The 18,886-nt window shown below is 73.3% G+C and carries 19 protein-coding genes; 13 read left to right on the top strand and 6 right to left on the bottom strand.

Annotated elements, in window-relative coordinates; all coding sequences use genetic code 11:
- Positions 1 to 36 precede the first annotated feature (36 nt).
- Positions 37 to 612 (bottom strand): peroxiredoxin, encoded by a 576-nt coding sequence (locus HJG45_RS22175; RefSeq protein ID WP_171615171.1) that lies wholly within the window; start codon positions 610 to 612, stop codon positions 37 to 39.
- A gap of 237 nt (positions 613 to 849) precedes the next feature.
- Here HJG45_RS22175 and HJG45_RS22180 point away from each other — a divergent pair, with 237 nt between their 5' ends.
- From HJG45_RS22180 to ykgO, 3 genes are all read left to right on the top strand, one after another.
- Positions 850 to 1,779: a hydrogen peroxide-inducible genes activator gene (locus HJG45_RS22180; protein ID WP_171615417.1), complete on the top strand. Its 930-nt coding sequence runs from the start codon at positions 850 to 852 to the stop codon at positions 1,777 to 1,779.
- 72 nt (positions 1,780 to 1,851) lie between these two features.
- Positions 1,852 to 3,114, top strand: a complete 1,263-nt coding sequence (gene acdA, locus HJG45_RS22185; RefSeq protein WP_171615173.1) for a 3-sulfinopropanoyl-CoA desulfinase — start codon at positions 1,852 to 1,854, stop codon at positions 3,112 to 3,114.
- A gap of 50 nt (positions 3,115 to 3,164) precedes the next feature.
- The gene (ykgO, locus tag HJG45_RS22190; protein WP_076960648.1) at positions 3,165 to 3,290 is read left to right on the top strand and encodes a type B 50S ribosomal protein L36; all 126 of its coding nucleotides are present in this window, start codon (positions 3,165 to 3,167) and stop codon (positions 3,288 to 3,290) included.
- Between the two features lie 247 nt (positions 3,291 to 3,537).
- Here ykgO and HJG45_RS22195 read toward each other — a convergent pair whose 3' ends face one another.
- Positions 3,538 to 3,897 (bottom strand): hypothetical protein, encoded by a 360-nt coding sequence (locus HJG45_RS22195; protein WP_171615175.1) that lies wholly within the window; start codon positions 3,895 to 3,897, stop codon positions 3,538 to 3,540.
- A 131-nt stretch (positions 3,898 to 4,028) separates the two neighbouring features.
- Between HJG45_RS22195 and HJG45_RS22200 the strand changes: the two genes are divergently transcribed.
- The 3 genes from HJG45_RS22200 to HJG45_RS22210 all read left to right on the top strand — a co-directional run bounded on the left by HJG45_RS22200 (position 4,029) and on the right by HJG45_RS22210 (position 7,788).
- Complete coding sequence (locus HJG45_RS22200; protein ID WP_171615177.1) at positions 4,029 to 5,486, top strand: FAD-linked oxidase C-terminal domain-containing protein; 1,458 nt, start codon at positions 4,029 to 4,031, stop codon at positions 5,484 to 5,486.
- Complete coding sequence (locus HJG45_RS22205; RefSeq protein WP_171615179.1) at positions 5,483 to 6,670, top strand: FAD-binding protein; 1,188 nt, start codon at positions 5,483 to 5,485, stop codon at positions 6,668 to 6,670. The genes HJG45_RS22200 and HJG45_RS22205 overlap by 4 nt, the downstream gene beginning before the upstream one ends.
- Before the next feature lie 290 nt (positions 6,671 to 6,960).
- Entirely contained in the window at positions 6,961 to 7,788 is an 828-nt protein-coding gene (locus HJG45_RS22210) for a hypothetical protein (RefSeq protein WP_171615181.1), read from the top strand.
- Between the two features lie 27 nt (positions 7,789 to 7,815).
- On the opposite strand, the gene HJG45_RS22215 is transcribed toward HJG45_RS22210, so the two are convergent.
- Positions 7,816 to 8,586 carry an SGNH/GDSL hydrolase family protein gene (locus HJG45_RS22215; protein ID WP_171615183.1) on the bottom strand — a complete coding sequence of 257 codons (771 nt, stop codon included), beginning with the start codon at positions 8,584 to 8,586 and terminating at the stop codon, positions 7,816 to 7,818.
- A gap of 119 nt (positions 8,587 to 8,705) precedes the next feature.
- Between HJG45_RS22215 and HJG45_RS22220 the strand changes: the two genes are divergently transcribed.
- From HJG45_RS22220 to glcF, 3 genes are all read left to right on the top strand, one after another.
- Complete coding sequence (locus HJG45_RS22220) at positions 8,706 to 9,920, top strand: OpgC family protein (protein ID WP_171615185.1); 1,215 nt, start codon at positions 8,706 to 8,708, stop codon at positions 9,918 to 9,920.
- A 23-nt stretch (positions 9,921 to 9,943) separates the two neighbouring features.
- Positions 9,944 to 10,678 carry a hypothetical protein gene (locus tag HJG45_RS22225; protein WP_171615187.1) on the top strand — a complete coding sequence of 245 codons (735 nt, stop codon included), beginning with the start codon at positions 9,944 to 9,946 and terminating at the stop codon, positions 10,676 to 10,678.
- 102 nt (positions 10,679 to 10,780) lie between these two features.
- Positions 10,781 to 12,103, top strand: a complete 1,323-nt coding sequence (glcF, locus tag HJG45_RS22230) for a glycolate oxidase subunit GlcF (protein ID WP_171615189.1) — start codon at positions 10,781 to 10,783, stop codon at positions 12,101 to 12,103.
- 27 nt (positions 12,104 to 12,130) lie between these two features.
- Here glcF and HJG45_RS22235 read toward each other — a convergent pair whose 3' ends face one another.
- The gene (locus tag HJG45_RS22235) at positions 12,131 to 13,261 is read right to left on the bottom strand and encodes a YihY/virulence factor BrkB family protein (RefSeq protein WP_171615191.1); all 1,131 of its coding nucleotides are present in this window, start codon (positions 13,259 to 13,261) and stop codon (positions 12,131 to 12,133) included.
- A gap of 143 nt (positions 13,262 to 13,404) precedes the next feature.
- On the opposite strand from HJG45_RS22235, the gene HJG45_RS22240 reads away from it, so the two are divergent.
- The 4 genes from HJG45_RS22240 to ada all read left to right on the top strand — a co-directional run bounded on the left by HJG45_RS22240 (position 13,405) and on the right by ada (position 16,679).
- Positions 13,405 to 14,409: a tripartite tricarboxylate transporter substrate binding protein gene (locus HJG45_RS22240; RefSeq protein ID WP_171615193.1), complete on the top strand. Its 1,005-nt coding sequence runs from the start codon at positions 13,405 to 13,407 to the stop codon at positions 14,407 to 14,409.
- Between the two features lie 56 nt (positions 14,410 to 14,465).
- Positions 14,466 to 15,140, top strand: coding sequence for a tetratricopeptide repeat protein (locus tag HJG45_RS22245; protein ID WP_171615195.1), 675 nt, complete (start codon positions 14,466 to 14,468; stop codon positions 15,138 to 15,140).
- Between the two features lie 107 nt (positions 15,141 to 15,247).
- Positions 15,248 to 15,376 carry a hypothetical protein gene (locus tag HJG45_RS29285; protein WP_302479796.1) on the top strand — a complete coding sequence of 43 codons (129 nt, stop codon included), beginning with the start codon at positions 15,248 to 15,250 and terminating at the stop codon, positions 15,374 to 15,376.
- 205 nt (positions 15,377 to 15,581) lie between these two features.
- Entirely contained in the window at positions 15,582 to 16,679 is a 1,098-nt protein-coding gene (gene ada, locus HJG45_RS22250) for a bifunctional DNA-binding transcriptional regulator/O6-methylguanine-DNA methyltransferase Ada (RefSeq protein ID WP_254452711.1), read from the top strand.
- A gap of 63 nt (positions 16,680 to 16,742) precedes the next feature.
- On the opposite strand, the gene HJG45_RS22255 is transcribed toward ada, so the two are convergent.
- Complete coding sequence (locus tag HJG45_RS22255) at positions 16,743 to 18,176, bottom strand: hypothetical protein (protein ID WP_171615196.1); 1,434 nt, start codon at positions 18,174 to 18,176, stop codon at positions 16,743 to 16,745.
- Positions 18,177 to 18,405: 229 nt separating this feature from the next.
- Entirely contained in the window at positions 18,406 to 18,861 is a 456-nt protein-coding gene (locus HJG45_RS22260; protein ID WP_171615198.1) for a hypothetical protein, read from the bottom strand.
- Positions 18,862 to 18,886: the final 25 nt, after the last annotated feature.

Below are 18,886 nucleotides of genomic sequence, written 5' to 3' on the forward strand. Positions count from 1 at the left end.
CGCGGCGCGTCCCCCTCGATCAGCGGCGCCTGGGACTCAGGCCGCCTTCTCGAACAGGTCCTGCGGCTTCAGGACCTCCTTGCCCTTCTCCCAGTTGCAGGGGCAGAGCTCGTCGGTCTGCAGCGCGTCGAGCACCCGCAGCACTTCCTGCGGGTTGCGGCCGACATTGAGGCCGTTCACCGCCGCCCACTGGATGGTGCCGTCCGGATCGACGATGAAGGTGGCGCGCAGCGCGACGCCGGCCTCCTTGTCGAGGATGCCGAGCGCCTCGGACAGCTCGCGCTTGATGTCGGCGAGCATCGGGATCGGCAGGTCGCGGATGTCGTCGTTGTGGACGCGCCAGTTCAGGTGGACGAACTCGCTGTCGGTGGAGACGCCATAGACCACCGCGTCGCGGTCCGCGAACTCGCCGGCGAGCTTGCCGAAGGCGGCGATCTCGGTCGGGCAGATGAAGGTGAAGTCCTTCGGCCAGAAGAAGACGATCTTCCACTTGCCGGCATCGGACTCGGAGGTGATGCGGGTGAAGGACTTGCCGGGGCCGCCCAGGCCCTCGGGGCCACCCTTCACGGCGTCGAGGGCGAAGGAGGGGAACTTGTCGCCAACGGTCAGCATGCGGACATCCCTAGCGGTTGAATGCGGCGCCTTGCATGATGGACACCATGCTGCGCTGCACCAAATATTGGCGGCGCTGCCGTTCCAGGCAAATGAATAGTTTTGGGAAATGTAATCGAACGGATCGATGACACCGAACGCCTCGCCCACCTCCCGCCTGCCGGCCGCCATGGCTGATCCATGGCCAGGCTGGTCGCCCGCCCGGCCGCCCGCCGCGACTCACGATCGAGCGAGCCGATGACGGCGCTGCCGACGCCGCAGCAGCTCCGCTACCTGCTCGCCCTGGCCGATCACGGCCATTTCGGCCGCGCCGCCGCCGCCTGCGCGGTGACGCAATCCACCCTCTCGGCCGGCATCATCGCCCTCGAGCGGCAGCTCGACGCAACGCTGCTCGAGCGCGGCGCGACCAAGCGCCCGATCTTCACCCCGCTCGGCCTCGAGGTGATCGAGCGGGCCCGGCAGGCCATGGCGGCGCTGGAGGCGGTCGCGGAGACGGCGACGGCGGCGCGAGACCCGCTCTCCGGCTCGCTCCGCCTCGGCGTCATCCCGACCATCGGCCCCTTCCTGCTGCCGCGGCTGATGCCGACCCTGCGCCAGGCCTTCCCGCGCCTGCGGCTCTGGCTGCGCGAGGACCAGACCGAGCGGCTGCTGGCGCAGCTCGCCGCTGGCCGCCTCGACCTGCTGCTGCTGGCGCTGCCCTGCATCTGCGGCGAGGCGGAGACGCTCGCCTTCGCCCCCGACCCCTTCCTCGCCGCGCTGCCCGCCGGCCACCGGCTGGCGGCGCTCGACGAGGTGCCGATCGCCGCGCTGACGGCGGAGCGGCTGCTGCTGCTCGAGGACGGGCATTGCCTGCGCGAGCACGCCCTCGATGCCTGCGGCCTGCCGCGCGCCGCCATCCCGAGCGAGGAGGGCTTCGCCGCCACCTCGCTGCACACGCTGGTGCAGATGGTGGCGAGCGGGCTCGGCGTGACCCTGGTGCCGCGGCTGGCGGTGCAGGGCGGCGTGCTGGCCGGCGCGGCGGTCGAGGTGCGGCCGGTGGCCGGCAAGGACGAGGCGGCCCCGGCGCCCGGCCGCAGCCTGGCCCTTGCGTGGCGGCCGCGCAGCCCCCGGGCCGGCGAGTTCCGCGACCTCGCCCGCGCCATTGCCGAGGCGGTGCAGGCCGGGTAACCGGGCGCCAGGGCGCCAGGGCGCCAGGGCGCCAGGGCGCCAGGGCGCCGCCGCCCGCCGGGAGGGAAACGCATGCAGGATGGGCTGACGCCGGCGCAGGCCGGGCTGCGCGACCGGGCGCGGGAGCTGGCGCGCGAGGCCGCGGCGCAGGCGGCCGAGACCGACCGGACCGAGGCCTATCCCTGGCCGATGGTGCGCCGCATGACCGAGGCCGGCTTCCTCGGCCTCACCATCCCGCGCGCCTATGGCGGGGCGGGCCTCTCCTGCTTCGACGCCGTTCTCGTCATCGAGGAATTCGCCAGGGCCTGCGCCGTCTGCGGCCGCATCGCGGTCGAGGCCAATATGGGCGCGATCGGCGCCGTCATGGCCTATGGCACCGAGGCGCAGAAGCGGCTCGCCGCCGATCTCGTCCTCGCCGGCGACAAGCCGGCCATCTGCATCACCGAGCCGGAGGCCGGCTCGGCCGCGACCGAGATGACCACGCGCGCGGTGCGGCATGGCGACACCTGGGTGATCGACGGCGTGAAGCACTGGATCACCGGCGGCGGCGTCTCCCGCCTGCACCTGATCTTCGCCCGCGCCATCGAGGACGGGGAGGAGCGCGGCATCGGCGGCTTCCTGGTGGCGCGGGGCGGGGAGGGGGATCCGCCCGGCCTCGTCATCCATCGCCGCATCCCCTCCATGGGGCTGCGCGGCATGCCGGAGGCGGAGATCCACCTGCGCGGGCTGGAGGTGCCGGATGCCATGGTGCTGCGGCCGCCGGGCGGCTTCGCCCGCGGCTTCGGCCGGCTGATGGAGGCCTATAACGGCCAGCGCGTCGGTGCCGCGACGGCCGCCCTCGGCATCGCCGCCGGCGCCTATGAGGCGGCGCTGGCCCGGGCCGTGGCGCGACGGCAATTCGGCCGGCCGATCGCCGAGTTCCAGGGCCTCGGCTGGATACTGGCCGACATGTCCATCCAGCTCGAGGCGGCGCGGGCCCTGGTCTGGCGCGCCGCCCGCAGCGCCGGACCTGGTGATGGTGCCCCAGGTGCGGGTGACGGAGCCACGGGCTTCCCCGACCGGCTGGCCGCCGCCCAGGCCAAGGTGCTCGCCGCCGACACCGCCATCGCGGTCACCAACCAGGCGCTGCAGGTCTGGGGGGCCGAAGGCTACAGCCGCGACAACCCGATGGAGCGGCATGTCCGCGACGCCCGGATGTTCGCCATCGCCGGCGGCACGGCGCAGGTGCTGCGCACCCAGGTGGCGGAGGGCATCCTCGGCCGCCGACTGCCGCAGACGCTGGAGGGGCTGCTGCGGCTCGCCGCCGAGGAGGCCGCTGGCGGACGCGCTGGTTGACACGCCGCCGCCGTTTCCCTAAACGCGCCCGCTCGAAAAGGTCCGCCGAGATGAAGATCCGCAACAGCCTCAAATCCGCGAAGACTCGCGACAAGAACTGCGTGGTGGTGCGCCGCCGTGGCCGCCTCTACGTGCTCAACAAGAAGAACCCGCGCCTCAAGGCCCGCCAGGGCTAAGAACGCCCCGCAAAACCGCGTCGCGGAGGCCCATCTGCCCAGGAACCGTCGCAGCCTGCCGCGGCAAAGCCGCAGCAGGGCAGCGGAAAGCGACGGTTTTGATGGACATTTCAGAGGCCGCTCCCCGGCTGCGACCGGCCTCCGGGGCCGGCGGCATGGCGGGGAGGCGTTTCCAGGGTTCGGTTTGAACAACCCGCCTGCGGCGCCGGCCGCGGCGGGTTTTCTGCTGTCCGGCGCCGGGACGCCTCTATTGCGGCGTCAGGATTTCCGTCCCGAGGCCGCCGCCGGTGGTCCAGTGGCCGCGCAGCTTGCCGTCGGGATCGACCTCGAAGACCGAGACTCCCGGCCGTCCCTCGATGACGAAGGAGATGGCGAGCACGCCGCCATTGATCAGGCCGAGGCCGAGGATCTGCTCCCGCCCCACCCGCCAATTCGCCAGCCAGCTTCCCGCCGGGCCGGGGCGGAGCAGGAGCTGCCCCTCATAGGTGCTGCCATCCGGATTGGTGCCCTCCACCGCATAGGCGCCCTCGCGGATCTGGGCAAAGGCCGGCGTGGCGAGGCCGAGCACGAGGGCGGCAGCGAGGAGCCAGGACGGAAAACGGGGCACGCGCGTCTCCAGAGGATCGTTGGGCCGGGAAACTGCCCGCGCCGCCCGGCAGCGGCAAGCGTGCCGCTTGCCCGGCGCCGCCCGGAAGCCCATTTTCCGCCGGACCACATGCCTGAGCAGGAGAGAGTGACGTGATCAGCCTGCCCGATCCCAAGCCGGCGGTGCTGGCCCGGCGCGCCGAGATCGTCGCCGCCCTGCGCGCCCTGGTCCCGACCGGCCCGCTCGGCGAGGGGGTGATCAGCGAGGAACTGCGGCTCAAGCCCTATGAGACCGACGGGCTTTCCGCCTACCGGCAGCCGCCGCTCGCGGTGGTGCTGCCGGAGACCACCGAGCAGGTCGCCGCCGTGCTGCGCTACTGCCATGCCAACGGCATCCGAGTGATCCCGCGCGGCGCCGGCACCAGCCTCTCCGGTGGTGCGCTGCCGCTGGCGGATGCGGTGGTGATCGGGCTGATGCGCATGAATCGCATCCTGGAGGTGGATTACGAGGACCGCCTGGCGGTGGTCGAGGCCGGCGTCACCAATCTCGGCATCACCAACCACGTCGCGGCCGACGGCTTCTTCTATGCCCCCGACCCGTCGAGCCAGCTCGCCTGCATGATCGGCGGCAACGTCAACATGAACTCGGGCGGGGCGCATTGCCTGAAATACGGCGTCACCGCCAACAACCTGCTCGGCCTGAAGCTCGTCACCATCGAGGGCGAGATCATCGAGGTCGGCGGCCGCCACCTGGATGCGGCCGGCTATGACTGGCTCGGCCTGCTGACCGGCTCGGAGGGGCAGCTCGCCATCGTCACTGAGGTGACGGTCCGCATCCTGCGCGCCGCCGAGGGGCAGCGCGCCATGCTCGCCGCCTTCAAGGGCACCGAGATCGCCGGCGCGGCGGTCGATGCCATCATCGCCTCGGGCATCATCCCGGTCGCGCTCGAATTCATGGACAAGCCCTGCATCCATGCCTGCGAGGCCTTCGCCCATGCCGGCTACCCGCTGGAGGCCGAGGCGATGCTGATCATCGAGGTCGAGGGCAGCACCGAGGAGCAGGACATGCTGCTCGGCAAGCTGAAGGAGATCTGCGGCCGCTTCGACCCGATCAGCCTGAAGGTGGCGCAGACGGCCGAGGAGAGCATGGCGATCTGGAAGGGCCGCAAGGGCGCCTTCGGCGCGGTCGGCCGCATCTCGCCCGACTATCTCTGCATGGACGGCACCATCCCGACTGGCGAGCTGCCGCATGTGCTGAAGCGCATCGGCGAGATGAGCGCGGAATACGGGCTGCAGGTGGCGAATGTCTTCCATGCCGGCGACGGCAACCTGCACCCGCTCATCATGTTCGACGCCAACGACCCGGAGAGCTTCCACAAGGCCGAGGCCTTCGGCGCCGACATCCTGAAGCTCTGCGTCGAGGTCGGCGGCTGCCTCACCGGCGAGCACGGCGTCGGCGTCGAGAAGCGCGACCTGATGGGGGTGCAGTTCAGCCCCTCGGAGCTCGCCCTGCAGCGCGCCATCAAGGGCGCCTTCGATCCCGACTGGCTGCTCAACCCGGCCAAGGTCTTCCCGCTGGAGGACAATCCCGCCCTGCAGCGGGCGGCATGAGCGAGGCCCTCCTCGCGCCGCCGGACGAGGCGGCGCTGGCGGCGGCCATCGCCGCGGCGCATGCGGCCGGCGAGCCGCTGGCCATCGAGGGCAATGGCAGCAAGCGCGAGCTGCTGCGGCCGGTGCAGGCGGCGCGCAGCCTGACCACGCGCGGCCTCTCCGGCATCACCCTCTACCGGCCGCAGGAGCTGATCGTCTCGGCGCTGGCCGGCACGCCGCTGCCCGAGATCGAGGCGGCGCTGGCCGAGAAGGGCCAGCACCTGATCGCCGAGCCGCCGATGCTCGCCGGCCTGTTCGGCGCCGGGCGGGAGCCGACGATCGGCGGGCTGGTGGCGACCAACCTCTCCGGCCCGCGCCGCATCATGGGCGGCGCCATGCGCGACCATGTCATGGGCATTCGCGCCGTCACCGGCACTGGCGAGGTGTTCCGCAGCGGCGGCCGGGTGCTGAAGAACGTCACCGGCCTCGACCTCTGCAAGTTGCTGACCGGCGCCCATGGCACGCTCGGCGTCATCACCGAGGTGACGCTGAAGGTGCTGCCGGCGCCGGCCTCCTCCGGCTCGCTGGCGCTGCGCGTCGCCGATCTGGCGACCGGGGTGCGGGCCCTTTCGGCCGGCCTCGGCAGCCCCTACGGCGTCTCCGGCGCGGCGCTGCTGCCATCGGGGGGCGTCGCCGGCCTCGCCGGGCCGCTTGCCCTGCTGCGGATCGAGGAATTTGCCGAATCCGTGGCCTACCGGCTCGGCCGGCTGCGCGAGGCGCTGGCCGGCTTCGGCGAGGCAGCGCTGCTAGGCGAGGATGCCAGCCTCGCCGCCTGGCAGGCGGTGCGCGAGGCGGAGCCGCTCGGCGCCGCGCCGGAGGAGGCGGTCTGGCGCGTCTCGGTCAAGCCGAGCACCGGGCCGGGGGTAGTCGCGGCCTCGGGCCTCGACAAGGCGCTGCTGGATTGGGGCGGCGGCTTGGTCTGGCTGGCCGGGCCGGCGAGGCCGGAGCAGCATGCCCGGGTGGTCGCGGCGACCGAGGCGGCGGGCGGCACCTTCACCCTGTTCCGGGCGCCCGAGCCGCTGCGGGCGGCCGTCGCGGTGCTGCCGGAGGAGCCGCCGGCGCTGGCCGCGATCGGCCGGCGGGTGAAGGCGGTGCTGGACCCGAAGGGCATCCTCAACCCGGGCCGGATGCGCGCCGGCTTCTAGCAGTCCCCACCCCACTGCTGCGCGGCTTAGCGGGGTTTATAATTCGTTTCATATCCTGAGCACGTCACAGCCCGCCGCGGCGAAGCCGCAGCGGGGCAACGGGTGGCGGCGCTTCCGACAGGCGCTTTCAGGCAGGAGCCGGGGCAGGGAGGGCACAGCGCGGCGCGGCGGCCACAGTTCGGTCGCCATCGCGTTACACGCGTATTGTAGTGGTGCGTCTCTACCGTTGATTCGTTAGTCTGGTGTTCATTCGCACCGTTTCCATCAGATACCGAAGGAGGCTGACTGCCTTGCGCCTGCTCGCACGCGCCATCGGTCTCGGCCTGCTCCTCCTCGCCGCCCTCGTGCCGCTCTGCGTCGCCCTGCTGCTCTGGGCCGAGGCCGGGCCGGAGGGGTTGGTCGCGCTCGGGCCGACGGGCTGGGTGGCGCTGGCCATCGGCCTCGTCCTGCCGGGCGGCCTCGGCCTGCTCGCCCTCTGCTGGCTGACCCAGCGGGCGGAGCTGGTGGTGATGCGCGACGCCCTGCAGCGCCAGGGCGAATCCGGCGACAGCCGCGCCCTGGCGCTGCAGGCGCTGCTCGCCGAGGCGCGGGAGCAGACCGCCATCCTGCAGGAGCAGACCCGGCTGCTGCTCGGCCAGCTCGGCGCCGGCCGGGGCCAGGCCGAGACGCTGCAGGCCCTTATGTCCGAATCCCGGCTCGAGCGCCTGGTCGCGGAATGGGACATGACGGCGCGCGAGCTCGCCGCCGTTATGGCCGCGATGTGGCGCCTGGCCTTCGGCTGGCGTCGTGCCGAGGGCGAGGTCTCGGTCGCCGGCGCCGGGGAGGGGACCGATATCGCCCTGCCGGCGGGGCCGGAACTGGCGCTGGCGATCCTCCGGCTGCTGCCGGCGACCACCGCCGAGATGGCGCGCTTCGAGGTGGATGAGCGCTTCGTCCGCCAGGCGGCGCATTACCGCGCGGTGTTCCGGCGCTTCCTGGAGCGGGTGCCGGAGACCGGGCCGCTCAATCGCGGCCTGTTCCGCGACATGGTGCAGGGCCGGCTGGATGCGCGGCTGGCGCTGCTGCCGCGGCCGAACCATGCCCTCGTCATCCCGGCGGATACCCTTGCGGCTGAATAGGGCCGTCCGCCGCCTGACGCCCTTCTGCTACCGCCGCGCCATCACCGAGGGCCCGGTCGCGCCGAGGATGCTGCGCGCCAGCGCCTCGGCCAGGCAGGCATAGCCGCGGTCGTTGTGGTGCAGGCCATCGGGCGAGATCATCGCCGCATAGGGCGTGCCCTCGGCATCCCAGCCCCGCATCAGCGCGGCGCGGGAGAAGAGCGGCGCATGCGTCTCCGCGGCGAGCGCGAGGATCACCGCATCCAGCCGCTCGAAGCCGGTCGAGTGCAGGATGCGCGGCGCCCGCTGCACGTCCATCAGCAGCACATCGGCGCCGCTGGCCTGCAGCCGGGCGATGCCGCCGGCGAGGCTGTTGTGGAATTCCTCGGCCGGCATGCCCTGCAGCACCGCATTCGCCCCGGCCTGCCAGATGACCAGCGTCGGCTGCGCGGCGAGCACGTCGCTCTCGAGCCGCGCCAGCATCTCATGCACCTCCTGGCCGCCCTTGCCGCGGTTCAGCACGGTGAGCCGGGCGCCGGGCAGGGCGGCGCGCAGCCGCATCTCGAGCTGCGCCGGATAGGTCTGCTCCGGCCCGCTGGCGGCGGCCCCCTCGGTCGAGGAGGAGCCGAAGGCGACGATGGTGACGGGGGCGCCCCGCGCCAAAGCGGCACGCGTCACCGGCAGGTTGACGGCCTGGGTCGGGCTGGGCGGGCAGGGCCCGGCCCCGGAGGACGCCTCGGAGGGTGGGGCGCCGGAGGTTTGGGCCATGGCGAGACCGGGCAGGCACAGCAGGGCCAGGAGGGCAAAGCATCGACGCATCCCCCGACCCTGCCAAAACCGGGTCCGCAGCGCCAGCGGTCGAGTCGCGTTACGGCCTGCAACGTGACTTGCAAAGCACGACCCCGGCCGCAACTTTCGCGGCGTTGGCGGAGGTGGGGATGCGCGGCCTGATCCGGGGCGGCGGGACCGGCGGTGCCGGCCGGGACCTGCGGGTCGATGTGTTCCGCGGCCTGGCGCTGTGGTTCATCTTCATCGACCATGTGCCCGGGAACTGGTTGGGCGAACTCACCCTCCGCAACATCGCCTTCTGCGATGCGACCGAGGCCTTCGTGCTGCTCGCGGGCTATGCCGCCGGCCTCGCCTACGGCGCCGCCTATGACCGGCGCGGCTGGCTCTACGGCGCGGCGGCGCTGCTGCGCCGGGCCAGCACGCTCTATGTGGCGCATATCTTCCTCTTCGTCGTTTTCGCCGCCCAGGTCGGCTATTCCGCCTCGGTCCTCGACAGCCCGGCCTATCTGGACGAGTTGCATCTCGACCCGTTCCGCGAGCAGCCCTACCTGGCGCTGCTGCAGGCCCTGCTGCTGCGCTACCAGCCGGCCTTCCTCGACATCCTGCCGCTCTACATCGCGCTGCTGGTGCTGCTCGCCCCGGCCCTGCCGCTGCTGCGGCGGCCGGGGCTGCTGCTCGGCCTTTCGGCCCTGCTCTACGCGGCGGCACGGCTCTTCGACCTCAACTTGCCGAACTGGATCGATGGCGGCTGGTTCTTCAACCCCTTCGCCTGGCAGTTGCTCTTCTTCACCGGCGCCGCCCTCGGCTACGCGCCCCGCCTGCCGAACGGCCAGCGTGGCCCGGCCCCCGCCATCCCCTTCCGCCGCAGCCTCATCGCCGCCTCGGTGATCGTTCTCCTCATCGGGGCCTGCGCCATGCTGCTCGCGCATGCGGTGCCGGAATGGCTGGCCTTGCTGCCGGAGCCGGTCGGCGTCCTGCTGACCACCATCGACAAGAGCGCGCTGCACCCGGCCCGGCTGGTCTCCATCCTCGCCCTCGCCTATCTGCTCGGCCATGCCGTGCCGCGGGATGCGGCCTGGCTCCGCTCCGGCCCGGCCGCGCCCTTCGTGCTGATGGGCCAGCACGGGCTGCCGGTCTTCTGCACCGGCATCTTCCTCGCCTTCCTCGGCCGGCTGGCGCTCGAGCAGTCGGATCACGGCCCGATGCAGGCGGTGGTCAATCTCGGCGGGCTGCTGGCCCTGGTGGCAGTGGGTGCGGTCGGCGCCTGGTACCGCCAGCGTGACCAGGCGGAGCCGGCGCGGGGCGGCGTGGCCCGGTCATCGCACTTGCCGAGCGCGGCGCCCTCTTCTACGACTCCTGCGTAATGATGCGCACGCGGCTGCTCCCCATGGCGCTGCTGATCGCCCTGCCGCTGGCCACGGCAGCCGGCGCGGACCCCCCTGCCTGTACCGAGCCGCCGGAGCTGCTGGAGGCCGGGTCGCCCCTGCCGGCAACGCTGCAGGCGCTGCGGGCGGGGTCGCTGCGGATCCTCGTCATCGGCGGCGTCTCGGTGCTCGGCGCCGGCACCAGCGGCCCGGAGGCGGCCTGGCCGGCGCGGCTGCAGGCCCTGCTGCGGGAGCGCTGGCCGAAGGCGACGATCGAGGTTGCGGTGCGCGGCGAGCGCGGGATCAACACGACCGAGGCGAGCGCCCTCATGGCCGCCGAGCTGGCGCGGGCGCCGACCCAGCTCGTCCTCTGGGCCACCGGCACCTTCAGCGCGGTCCGCGGCGCCGAGGTCAACGACATGGTCGAGACCTTGAACGAACGGCTGGAGGCGCTGAAGGCGGCCGGCATCGACGCCCTGCTGATCGATCCGCAATTCTCCCGCTTCCTGCGCGCCAACGCCAATATCGATCCCTATCTGGATGCGCTGCGCCTGGTCGCGGCGGCGCATCAGGTGCCGCTGCTGCAGCGCTGGGAGCTGATGCGCCACTGGGTCGAGACCGAGCAGGTGGATGTCGAGCGCGCCCCGAAGCCGCAGCGGGTGGCTGCAACCGACCGGCTGAATGCCTGCCTCGCCTGGGCCGTCGCCGCCGTCCTGCGCGACGGCCTGGCGGAAGCGCGCGCGGCCCGGTCGGACTGAACGCCGAGGCATCGGCCGCCCGCCGGATCACGCTCGCGGGCGCCCGCGGTCGTTGCGCATCGGCCAGTATCGCGCCGCCGGGCCAGCGCCTACCATGGCGCGATGCAGACCAATTTCGCGCCTGAGCAGCTGCAGGACCCGGATACGCGGGCGAGCAACCAGATCCTCCGCACCTGCGTCCATTGCGGCTTCTGCACCGCCACCTGCCCGACCTTCGTGCTGCTCGGCGACGAGCTCGACAGCCCGCGCGGCCGCATCTACCTGATCAAGGACATGCTGGAGAGCGGCAAGCCCGCCACCGAGGAGGTGGTGCGGCATGTCGATCGCTGCCTCTCCTGCCTCTCCTGCATGACGACCTGCCCCTCGGGCGTGCACTACATGCACCTGGTCGACCATGCGCGGAAATACATCGAGGAGACCTATGACCGGCCCTGGCAGGAGAAGGCGCTGCGCCGGTTGCTCGCCGCCATCCTGCCCTATCCGGCGCGCTTCCGCGCGGCGGTGGCCGGAGCCCGGCTCGGCCGGCCCTTCGCCGGGCTGATCCCGCCCGGCGCCATGCTCGGCAAGCGGCTGCGGGCCATGCTGCGGCTCGCGCCCGGCGCCCTGCCGCCGCCGAGCCCGATGCAGGCGCCGCAGGTGCACCGCGCCGAGGGGACCCGCCGCGGCCGCGTGGCGCTGCTGACCGGCTGCGCCCAGCAGGTCCTCGCCCCCTCGATCAACGAGGCGACGATCCGCCTGCTCACCCGCATGGGGGTCGAGGTGGTGATCACCCGCGAGCAGGGCTGCTGCGGCGCGCTGAACCACCACATGGGCGACCACGACCCGGCAATGCGCCTCGCCCGTGCCAATATCGCCGCCTGGAGCCGCGAGATCGCGGGCGAGGGGCTGGACGGCATCGTCATCAACACCTCCGGCTGCGGCACGACGGTGAAGGATTACGGCTTCATGTTCCGCGAGGAGCCCGAGGCGGAGCAGGCGGCGAAGGTCGCGGCGCTGGCGATGGACGTCTCCGAGGCGCTCGACAGGTTTGCCTATGCGCCGAGCCGGCCGAAGCCGGGGCTGACCGTCGCCTACCATTCCGCCTGCAGCCTGCAGCACGGGCAGAAGATCACCACCCTACCGAAGCAGCTTCTCGCCCGCGCCGGCTTCGCGGTGAAGGACCCGGCCGAGCCGCATCTCTGCTGCGGCAGCGCCGGCACCTACAATCTGCTGCAGCCCGAGATCGCCACGCGGCTGCGGGAGCGCAAGCTGCACAACATCAACCGCACTGGCGCCGACCTGATCGCCGCAGGCAATATCGGCTGCCTCACCCAGCTCGGCGGCGACGCCCTGCCGGTGGTGCACACGGTGGAACTGCTCGACTGGATGGCGGGTGGCCCGGAGCCGCCGGCGGTGGGCGCGGCGCGGCAGCGGCAGGCGGCCTGACCGGCCGCCTGGCCGTCCCCGTCCGGCCTATCCCGCCACCGTATCCGCCATGCGGGCGCCGCGGGCGCCGATCGGCCGCTCCGGCCCGGCCGTGGTGTCGCGCGCCGTCTGGTGCTCCATCTCGGCGTCCAGCTCGGCCCCGGCCAGCACCACGGTCGAGGAGAGCCAGATCCAGGTCATGAAGCCGACCACCGCGCCGAGCGAGCCATAGGTCTCGTTATAATTGCCGAAATTGGTGACGTACCAGGAGAAGCCGAGCGAGAAGCCGATCCAGCAGACCGTGGCGAAGGCGCTGCCCCAGCTCACCCAGCGCCAGCGCGCCCGCTCCCGGCTCGGCGCGTAGCGGTAGAGGAAGGCGAGGAAGAGCCCGACCACCAGCAGCATGATCGGCCAGCGCGCCAGCCGCAGCAGCATCTCGAGCTGCTGGTCGAGGCCGATGAAATGCAGCGCCACTGGGATCGCCACCACCGCCACCATGGCGAGGATGATGAGCAGGATGCCGCCCAGGGTGAAGCCGAGGGTGAGGGCGAGGCGCGCGATGTAGCCGCGCTTCTCCGTCTCGCCATAGACGATGTTCAGGGAATCGACGAAGGCCTTCATCGCCTGGTTGGCCGACCAGAGCGAGGTGGCGAGGCCGATCAGCGCGCTGATGCCGAGCGTGCCGCTGCCCTTCTCCGTGATGCGCTTCACCTGCTCGGCGATGATGTCCACGCCGCCGCCGGGCACGACGCCGGCCAGCGAGGCGAGATGGTCGTTGATCGTCGCCGGCTCGGCGAAGAGCCCGTAGATCGAGATCAAGGCCGCGATGGCCGGGAAGAGGGCGAGCAGGACGTAGAAGGTGATGCCGGCCGCCTCGGTCATCACCCGGTCCTCCATGATCTCGGAGGCGGTGCGCTTCAGGATCGCCCACCAGCCACGCGCCGGGATTTCGCTCGGCGTTGTGGCGTGCCGGCCGTGGCGCTCGGCTTTGCTCCGGCTCTCCGGGCGGCCCCCCGAGGGGGCGGGATCCGCCGCATCGGGCGTGGCGTGCAGCCGCTCCGGCGCCGCGGCGCGGGCCGGGGGCCGGGCCGTGTCGTCGCGGCCGGTCAGGAGCAGCACCAGGCCACCGGCGGAGACGAGTGTGGCGAGAAGGGTATTCGGGGCGCGCTCGGCCGGCATAGGCGTCTCCGCAACGCAAGGGACAACGGCCAAGCGAACGCGCGCGGATCGGAATGGTGCCGCGCAGGCCGGCATGGGACGAGGATTTGCCGGCGGCCGGGTTTCGCGGCATCTGGGGCGCAGTCTGACCGGGACACGTCTCCATGCCCTTGCCGCGCCGCCTCCTGCTCGCCGCCGCCCTTGCCGCGCCGGCCCTTCGCGCCGCCCGGGCGGAGTCCTGGCTCGACCGCCCGGTGACCCTGGTCGTGCCCTTCCTCGCCGGCGGCTCCACCGACATCGCGGCGCGCATCCTCGCCGAGCGGCTGGGCGCGGTGCTGAGCGGCGAGGCCGGCGGGCCGGCGCGCTTCGTGGTCGAGAACCGCTCGGGCGCGGGCGGGTCGGTCGGGGCGGAATGGGTGCGGCACCGGCCGGCCGACGGCGCCACGCTGATGCTCGCCTCCGCCTCGGCGCTGGCCACCAACCCGGCGGCCCTGCCGCAGCAGACGCCCTACGACCCGGTCGCCGACTTCACCCAGGTCGCGCTGGTCGGCGGCGGTCCGATCGTGCTGGTGGTGCCGGCCGCCTCGCCCTTCCGGAGGGTGCAGGACCTGCTCGCCGCGCTGCGCGCCGAGCCCGGGCGCTACACCTGGGCGACCAGCGGGGCGGGCGGCATCGGCCATCTCACCGGGGAGTACCTCAAGCTCCGCGCCGGCGGCCTCAAGGCCGAGCACATTCCCTATCGCGGCGGCTCGGCGGTGATGGAGGCGCTGGCCAAGGGCGAGGTGGACTACTCGCTGGAGGTGCTGGCCTCGACCGCGCCGCACATCCGCGACGGGCTGTCGCGCGGCCTCGCGGTCAGCGCTCTGCAGCGGCATCCACTCTTCCCCGACATCCCAACCCTCGACGAGGCCGGCCTGACGGGCTTCGAGGTCACCACCTGGAACATGCTGGTCGGTCCCGCCGGCCTGCCGTCGGGCGTGGTCGCGACCCTGGCTGGCGGGGTGCGCCGGGTGCTGGCGGAGGAGGCGACGGCGCAGCGCCTCGCCCAGGCCGGCGTCGATCCGGCGCCGCCCGGCACGCCCGCCGAGGCCCGCGCCTTCCTCGCCGCGGAACTCGCCAAGTTCCGCGGCATCGTCGAGCAGTCCGGCCTGGTGCTCGGCCGCCGCTGAGGCCGTCGCCGCGGCCGGCCCTTGCCAGCCGGGCGAGGACCGCCGACCTTTCCCGCATGCGCCGGCGCCTCGCCCTGCTGCTCCTGCCCGTTCTCCTGCCCCTGAGCCCGGTGCCGGGCCTGGCCCAGGCACCGGGATCGCCGCCTCAATCGCCGTCTCAATCGCCACCTGGGCCGCCGACCGGGCCGCCGTCACGATCGCCGCCATCCGGGGGCGCGCCGCAGGGCCAGGCCCGGGCGGCGGAGATCCGCAAGGCCGAGCTCGATCGCGCCTTCGAGGCCCTGCGCACCGCGCCGGACGAGGCCGGCGCCGCCCTGGTCGAGGCGCGGATCCGCGCCCTCTGGGGGCAATCCGCCAGCGCCTCGGTGACGCTGCTGCTGCGCCGCGGGGCGCGCAACCTGGAGGCCAGCCTGCCGGAGGAGGCGCTCGAGGATTTCGACGCCGCCATCACCTTGCAGCCGGATTTCGCCGAGGCCTGGTACCTGCGAGCCCAGGCCTATGGCCGGGCGGGCGACAACGCCGCCGCCGCGCGCGACCTGCAGGAGGCGCTGCGCTGCGAGCCGCGGCACTGGCCGGCCCTGCTGAGCCTCTCGACATTGCAGGAGGAGGCGGGCAATCCCCGCGGCGCGCTGCAATCGCTGGAGGCGGCGCTGGCCATCAACCCGCAAATGCCCGGCGGCCAGGAGCGGCTGCGGGAGCTGCGGCGGAAGGCCGAGGGCGACGCCACCTGACCAGGCTCCCATGCGCCTGCCGCGAGGCCAAGCCGTTTCCATTCGGCAGATGCATGCCGGTGATCCGCGGCGATGATTGGCCGGCCGCATCGGGCGGGACCACATCGATGGTCAGGAAGGCGGCGCATCCTTGGCGCCGCCGCAGCAGGACAACTCCCGTGACCGACCTTCTCGCCGCCCTTCCCTGGATCTTCGGCCTCGTGGCCGCCGCCGCCGCGGTGCAGGCCGCGAAGTGATGTCGGCGGACCGGTCCCCAGACCGGTCCGAGGCCTCGAACGGGGATCGCGGCTCATGCCGCGAAGGCCCAGGCAAACCGGAGGTTTTCGCCCGGCATTTTAGGGGCAGTGATAAGCCCACGCGCGGCACCGCCATTCCGGCCGTGCCGCGCGTGGGCGCAATGCCCGGATGGCAGCGGCCCGCAGGCGGCGCCAGAGTGACGCCATGACGCACATGGCCCCCATCCCCGATCGCCTCGACACCGATCTCCCGGACGCGCTCGGCGCGGCGCGGTGGGCGGCGTTGCTGGCCCGCGACCCGCAGCCGGCCTGCGGGCCCTTCCTCTATGCGGTGACGACGCAGGGCGTCTTCTGCCGCCCCGGCTGCCCCTCCCGCGCGCCGCTGCGGCGCAATGTCCGCTTCTACGCCGATGCCGCCGGCGCCGAGGCCGATGGCTTCCGCGCCTGCAAGCGCTGCGATCCGAAGGGCGAGCGCGCCGGGCTGCATGCCGCGGCGATCCAGGCCGTCTGCGACCTGATCGAGCGGAGCGAGACCATCCCGAGCCTCGCCGCGCTGGCCGACCGCGCCGGCTATGCCCGGCACCATTTCCTGCGGCTGTTCAAGGAGATCACCGGCGTGACCCCGCGATCCTATGCCGAATCCGTCCGCGCCCGCCGGTTGCAGGCGGCGCTGCAGGCCGGCGACCGGGTGGCCGAGGCCGTGGCCGGCGCCGGCTATGGCAGCGAGAGCCGGGTCTACGAGGCGCCGGGCCGCGTGCTCGGCATGACGCCGGGCGCGGCGCGGCGGGGCGGGGCGGGCGAGACCATCCGCACCGCCACCGCCGAGAGCGCGCTCGGCCCGCTGATGGTCGGGGCGACCGGCAGCGGCGTCTGCTTCATCGGTTTCGCCGAGGATTTCGTCAGCCTCGAGGGCGATCTCCGGCGCCGCTTCCCGAAGGCGCGGGTCGAGCCGGCGCCGGCGGCGCTGGCCGGCACCATCCGGCAGGTGGTCGCCTTCCTGGAGGAGCCGAAGGCGGCGCTCGCCCTGCCGCTCGATCTGCGCGGCACCGCCTTCCAGCGGCGGGTCTGGGAGGCGCTGCAGGCCATCCCCTTCGGCGAGACCCGCACCTATGGCGAGATGGCGGTCGCCATCGGCGCGCCGCGGGCGGTCCGCGCCGTCGCCCGGGCCTGCGCCCAGAACCATGTCTCGCTCGCCGTGCCCTGCCATCGCGTGGTCGGCAAGGACGGCGACCTCACCGGCTATCGCTGGGGCGTGCCGCGCAAGCGCGCCCTGCTGGCGAAGGAGCGGGCGGCAAAGGGCTGACCGCCGCCCGGCCGGATTGGCGGCTCCCGCTAGGGCCGCTTCCCTGGTTGTTTCCTGGTCGGATCAGCGGCCCTCACCAGGGCCGCTTCCCTCCGGCGCCGAGGCCGGGATGGCGGGGCCGCCCTCGCGGCGGACGCGGGCGACGATGTCGGCGAGGTCCCGCCGCTGCGCCTCCAGCCGCTGCTGCGAGGCGACGATCTCGCCCTGCAGCCCGTCGCGGCGCCGCTCCAGCGAGGCGACCTCCGCCCGCAGCGACTCCACGCTGCGGCGAAGCTCCGCCTCGTCCCTCGCGCCCTTGTCGAGCGCGGCGAGGGCGCTGCGCCGCTCGGCGAGCGCCTTATCGGCCTCCGCCGCCTCCGCGCGGGCGGCCTGCAACCGCTGCTCCTCGGCCGCCGTGCCGCTGCGCAGCTCCGCCAGGCGGCGTTCCGCCGTCCCGATCTCGGTCCGCAGCTCGGCGCTGCGCTGCTCGAGGCCGCGCAGGGTCGCCGCGGCCTGGTCACGCGCGGTGCCGAGCCGGGCGAGCTCCGCCTCGGCCTGGCCGACGGCGTTGCGACGCTCGGCGAGCGTCGTCTCGGCCGCCGTCACGCCCTGCCGCAGCGAGGCGAGGCGCGCCTCGGCCTCGGCGCCGCCGCGGCTGAGCTCGGCGGAGCGGCTCTCCAGCCCCTTCACCCGCCGGTCGGTCTCCTCGGCCGCCTGGTTGCTGCGGGCCAGCCGGCCATTCGCCTCGGTCAGGGCGCGCTCGGTGGTCGAGACCTGGTCGCGCAGCGCGGCGAGGCGCTTCTCGGCCTCGCTGCCGGCCTGGCGCCGCTCGGCGAGCGAGCGCTCAGCCTCGGTGACGCTGCTGCGCAGCGCCTGCAGCCGCTGCTCCTCCTGCGCCACCCGCTCCCGCTGGCCGGCCAGATTGCGATCCTCGGTCGCCGATTGCGCGCGCAGCCCGGCCAGGCGCTGCTCGGCCGCCGTGGCCTCGTTGCGCAGGGTGGCGAGGCGGCGGTCCTCGGCGGCGATCCGGTCGGTGAGGGCGCTCAGCCGGCCATCCTGCGCCGTCACCTGATCGCGCAGCCCGGCGAGGCGGCGATCCTCGGAGCCGGCCTGGTCCTGCAGCAGGCCCAGGCGCTTCTCGGTCTCGACCAGCGCGCCGCTGCGCTCGGTCCGCGTCTGCTCGAGCTGCCCGGCCTCTGCCTGTACCCCAGCGAGCCGCTGCTCCTCCGCCTCAAGCTGCGCCCGCTGCTGCCGCAGCTCGGCCTCCGCATTGGCACGGCCGCGCTGGGCCGCGACGAGCGAGGCCTGCGCCCGCTGCAGCTTGGCCTGCAGGGCGGCGAGATCGCCCGCGGCTTGGCGTTCCTGGCCGAGCGTCCTTTCCAGCTCGGCCACGCGCTGGCGCAGCGCGCCGCCCTCGGATTGCGAGAGGGCGAGCTCCTGCTGCAGCCCCTCGACCCGCTCCGTGCGCTCCACGCTCAGGCCGCATCCGGCCAGCATCGGCAGCGCGGTCCCCAGCATGAGCATCGCCGGTCCCGGCCGGCGCGACGACGACTGCATGATTTCTCCCCCATGCCCCCAGACGGGCCCCCAAGACGCGGCATGGCGCCCGCTGGCGGTCACAGGGTCAATCATTCACACGCCTCGGCGTGGCGTGAGCGCCATCACGATCCTGTTGGTCGCAGACCCGCGGCCGGCGGGTCCGTCGCCGCCGGCCGCGGGCTGGCTGGTCGCGTGACGGACGGACCGATCAGGGAGGGGGAGCGCCGCCGCCGGCCCGCTCCACCTCGGCATTGCTGATGCCGCCCATGATGCGGCCGGTGCCGGGCTTGATCGGCGCCTGCACGCCGGGACCCGGCTTGGTGCGCTGGACCTCGGCATTGCTGATGCCGCCCATGATGCGGCCGGTGCCGGGGACGATCGGCGCCTGCGCACCGGTGCCCTGGGGCACGCGCTGGACCTCGGCATTGCTGATGCCGCCCATGATGCGGCCGGTGCCCGGCACGATGGGCTCGGCGGCGCTCGCACCCGGGGTTGGGGCCATGGCCGCCGACGGCGGCGGACGGTTCTGGCAGGCGGTGAGCGCCAGCAGGCTCGCGGCCAGTGCGACGGGGCCTGCCAGATGAAACTTCGTCATGTCTTCGGTTTCCCTGTCCGGTGCCGGCATGGCTAGCCGTTCGCGCCAGCGGCCGGGCAGGGTCAGCAACGCGCGATGAGGGACTTCTTTCCGT

Origin of the sequence: Roseicella sp. DB1501, from assembly GCF_013112485.1 — a bacterium.
Lineage (GTDB): Bacteria > Pseudomonadota > Alphaproteobacteria > Acetobacterales > Acetobacteraceae > Paracraurococcus.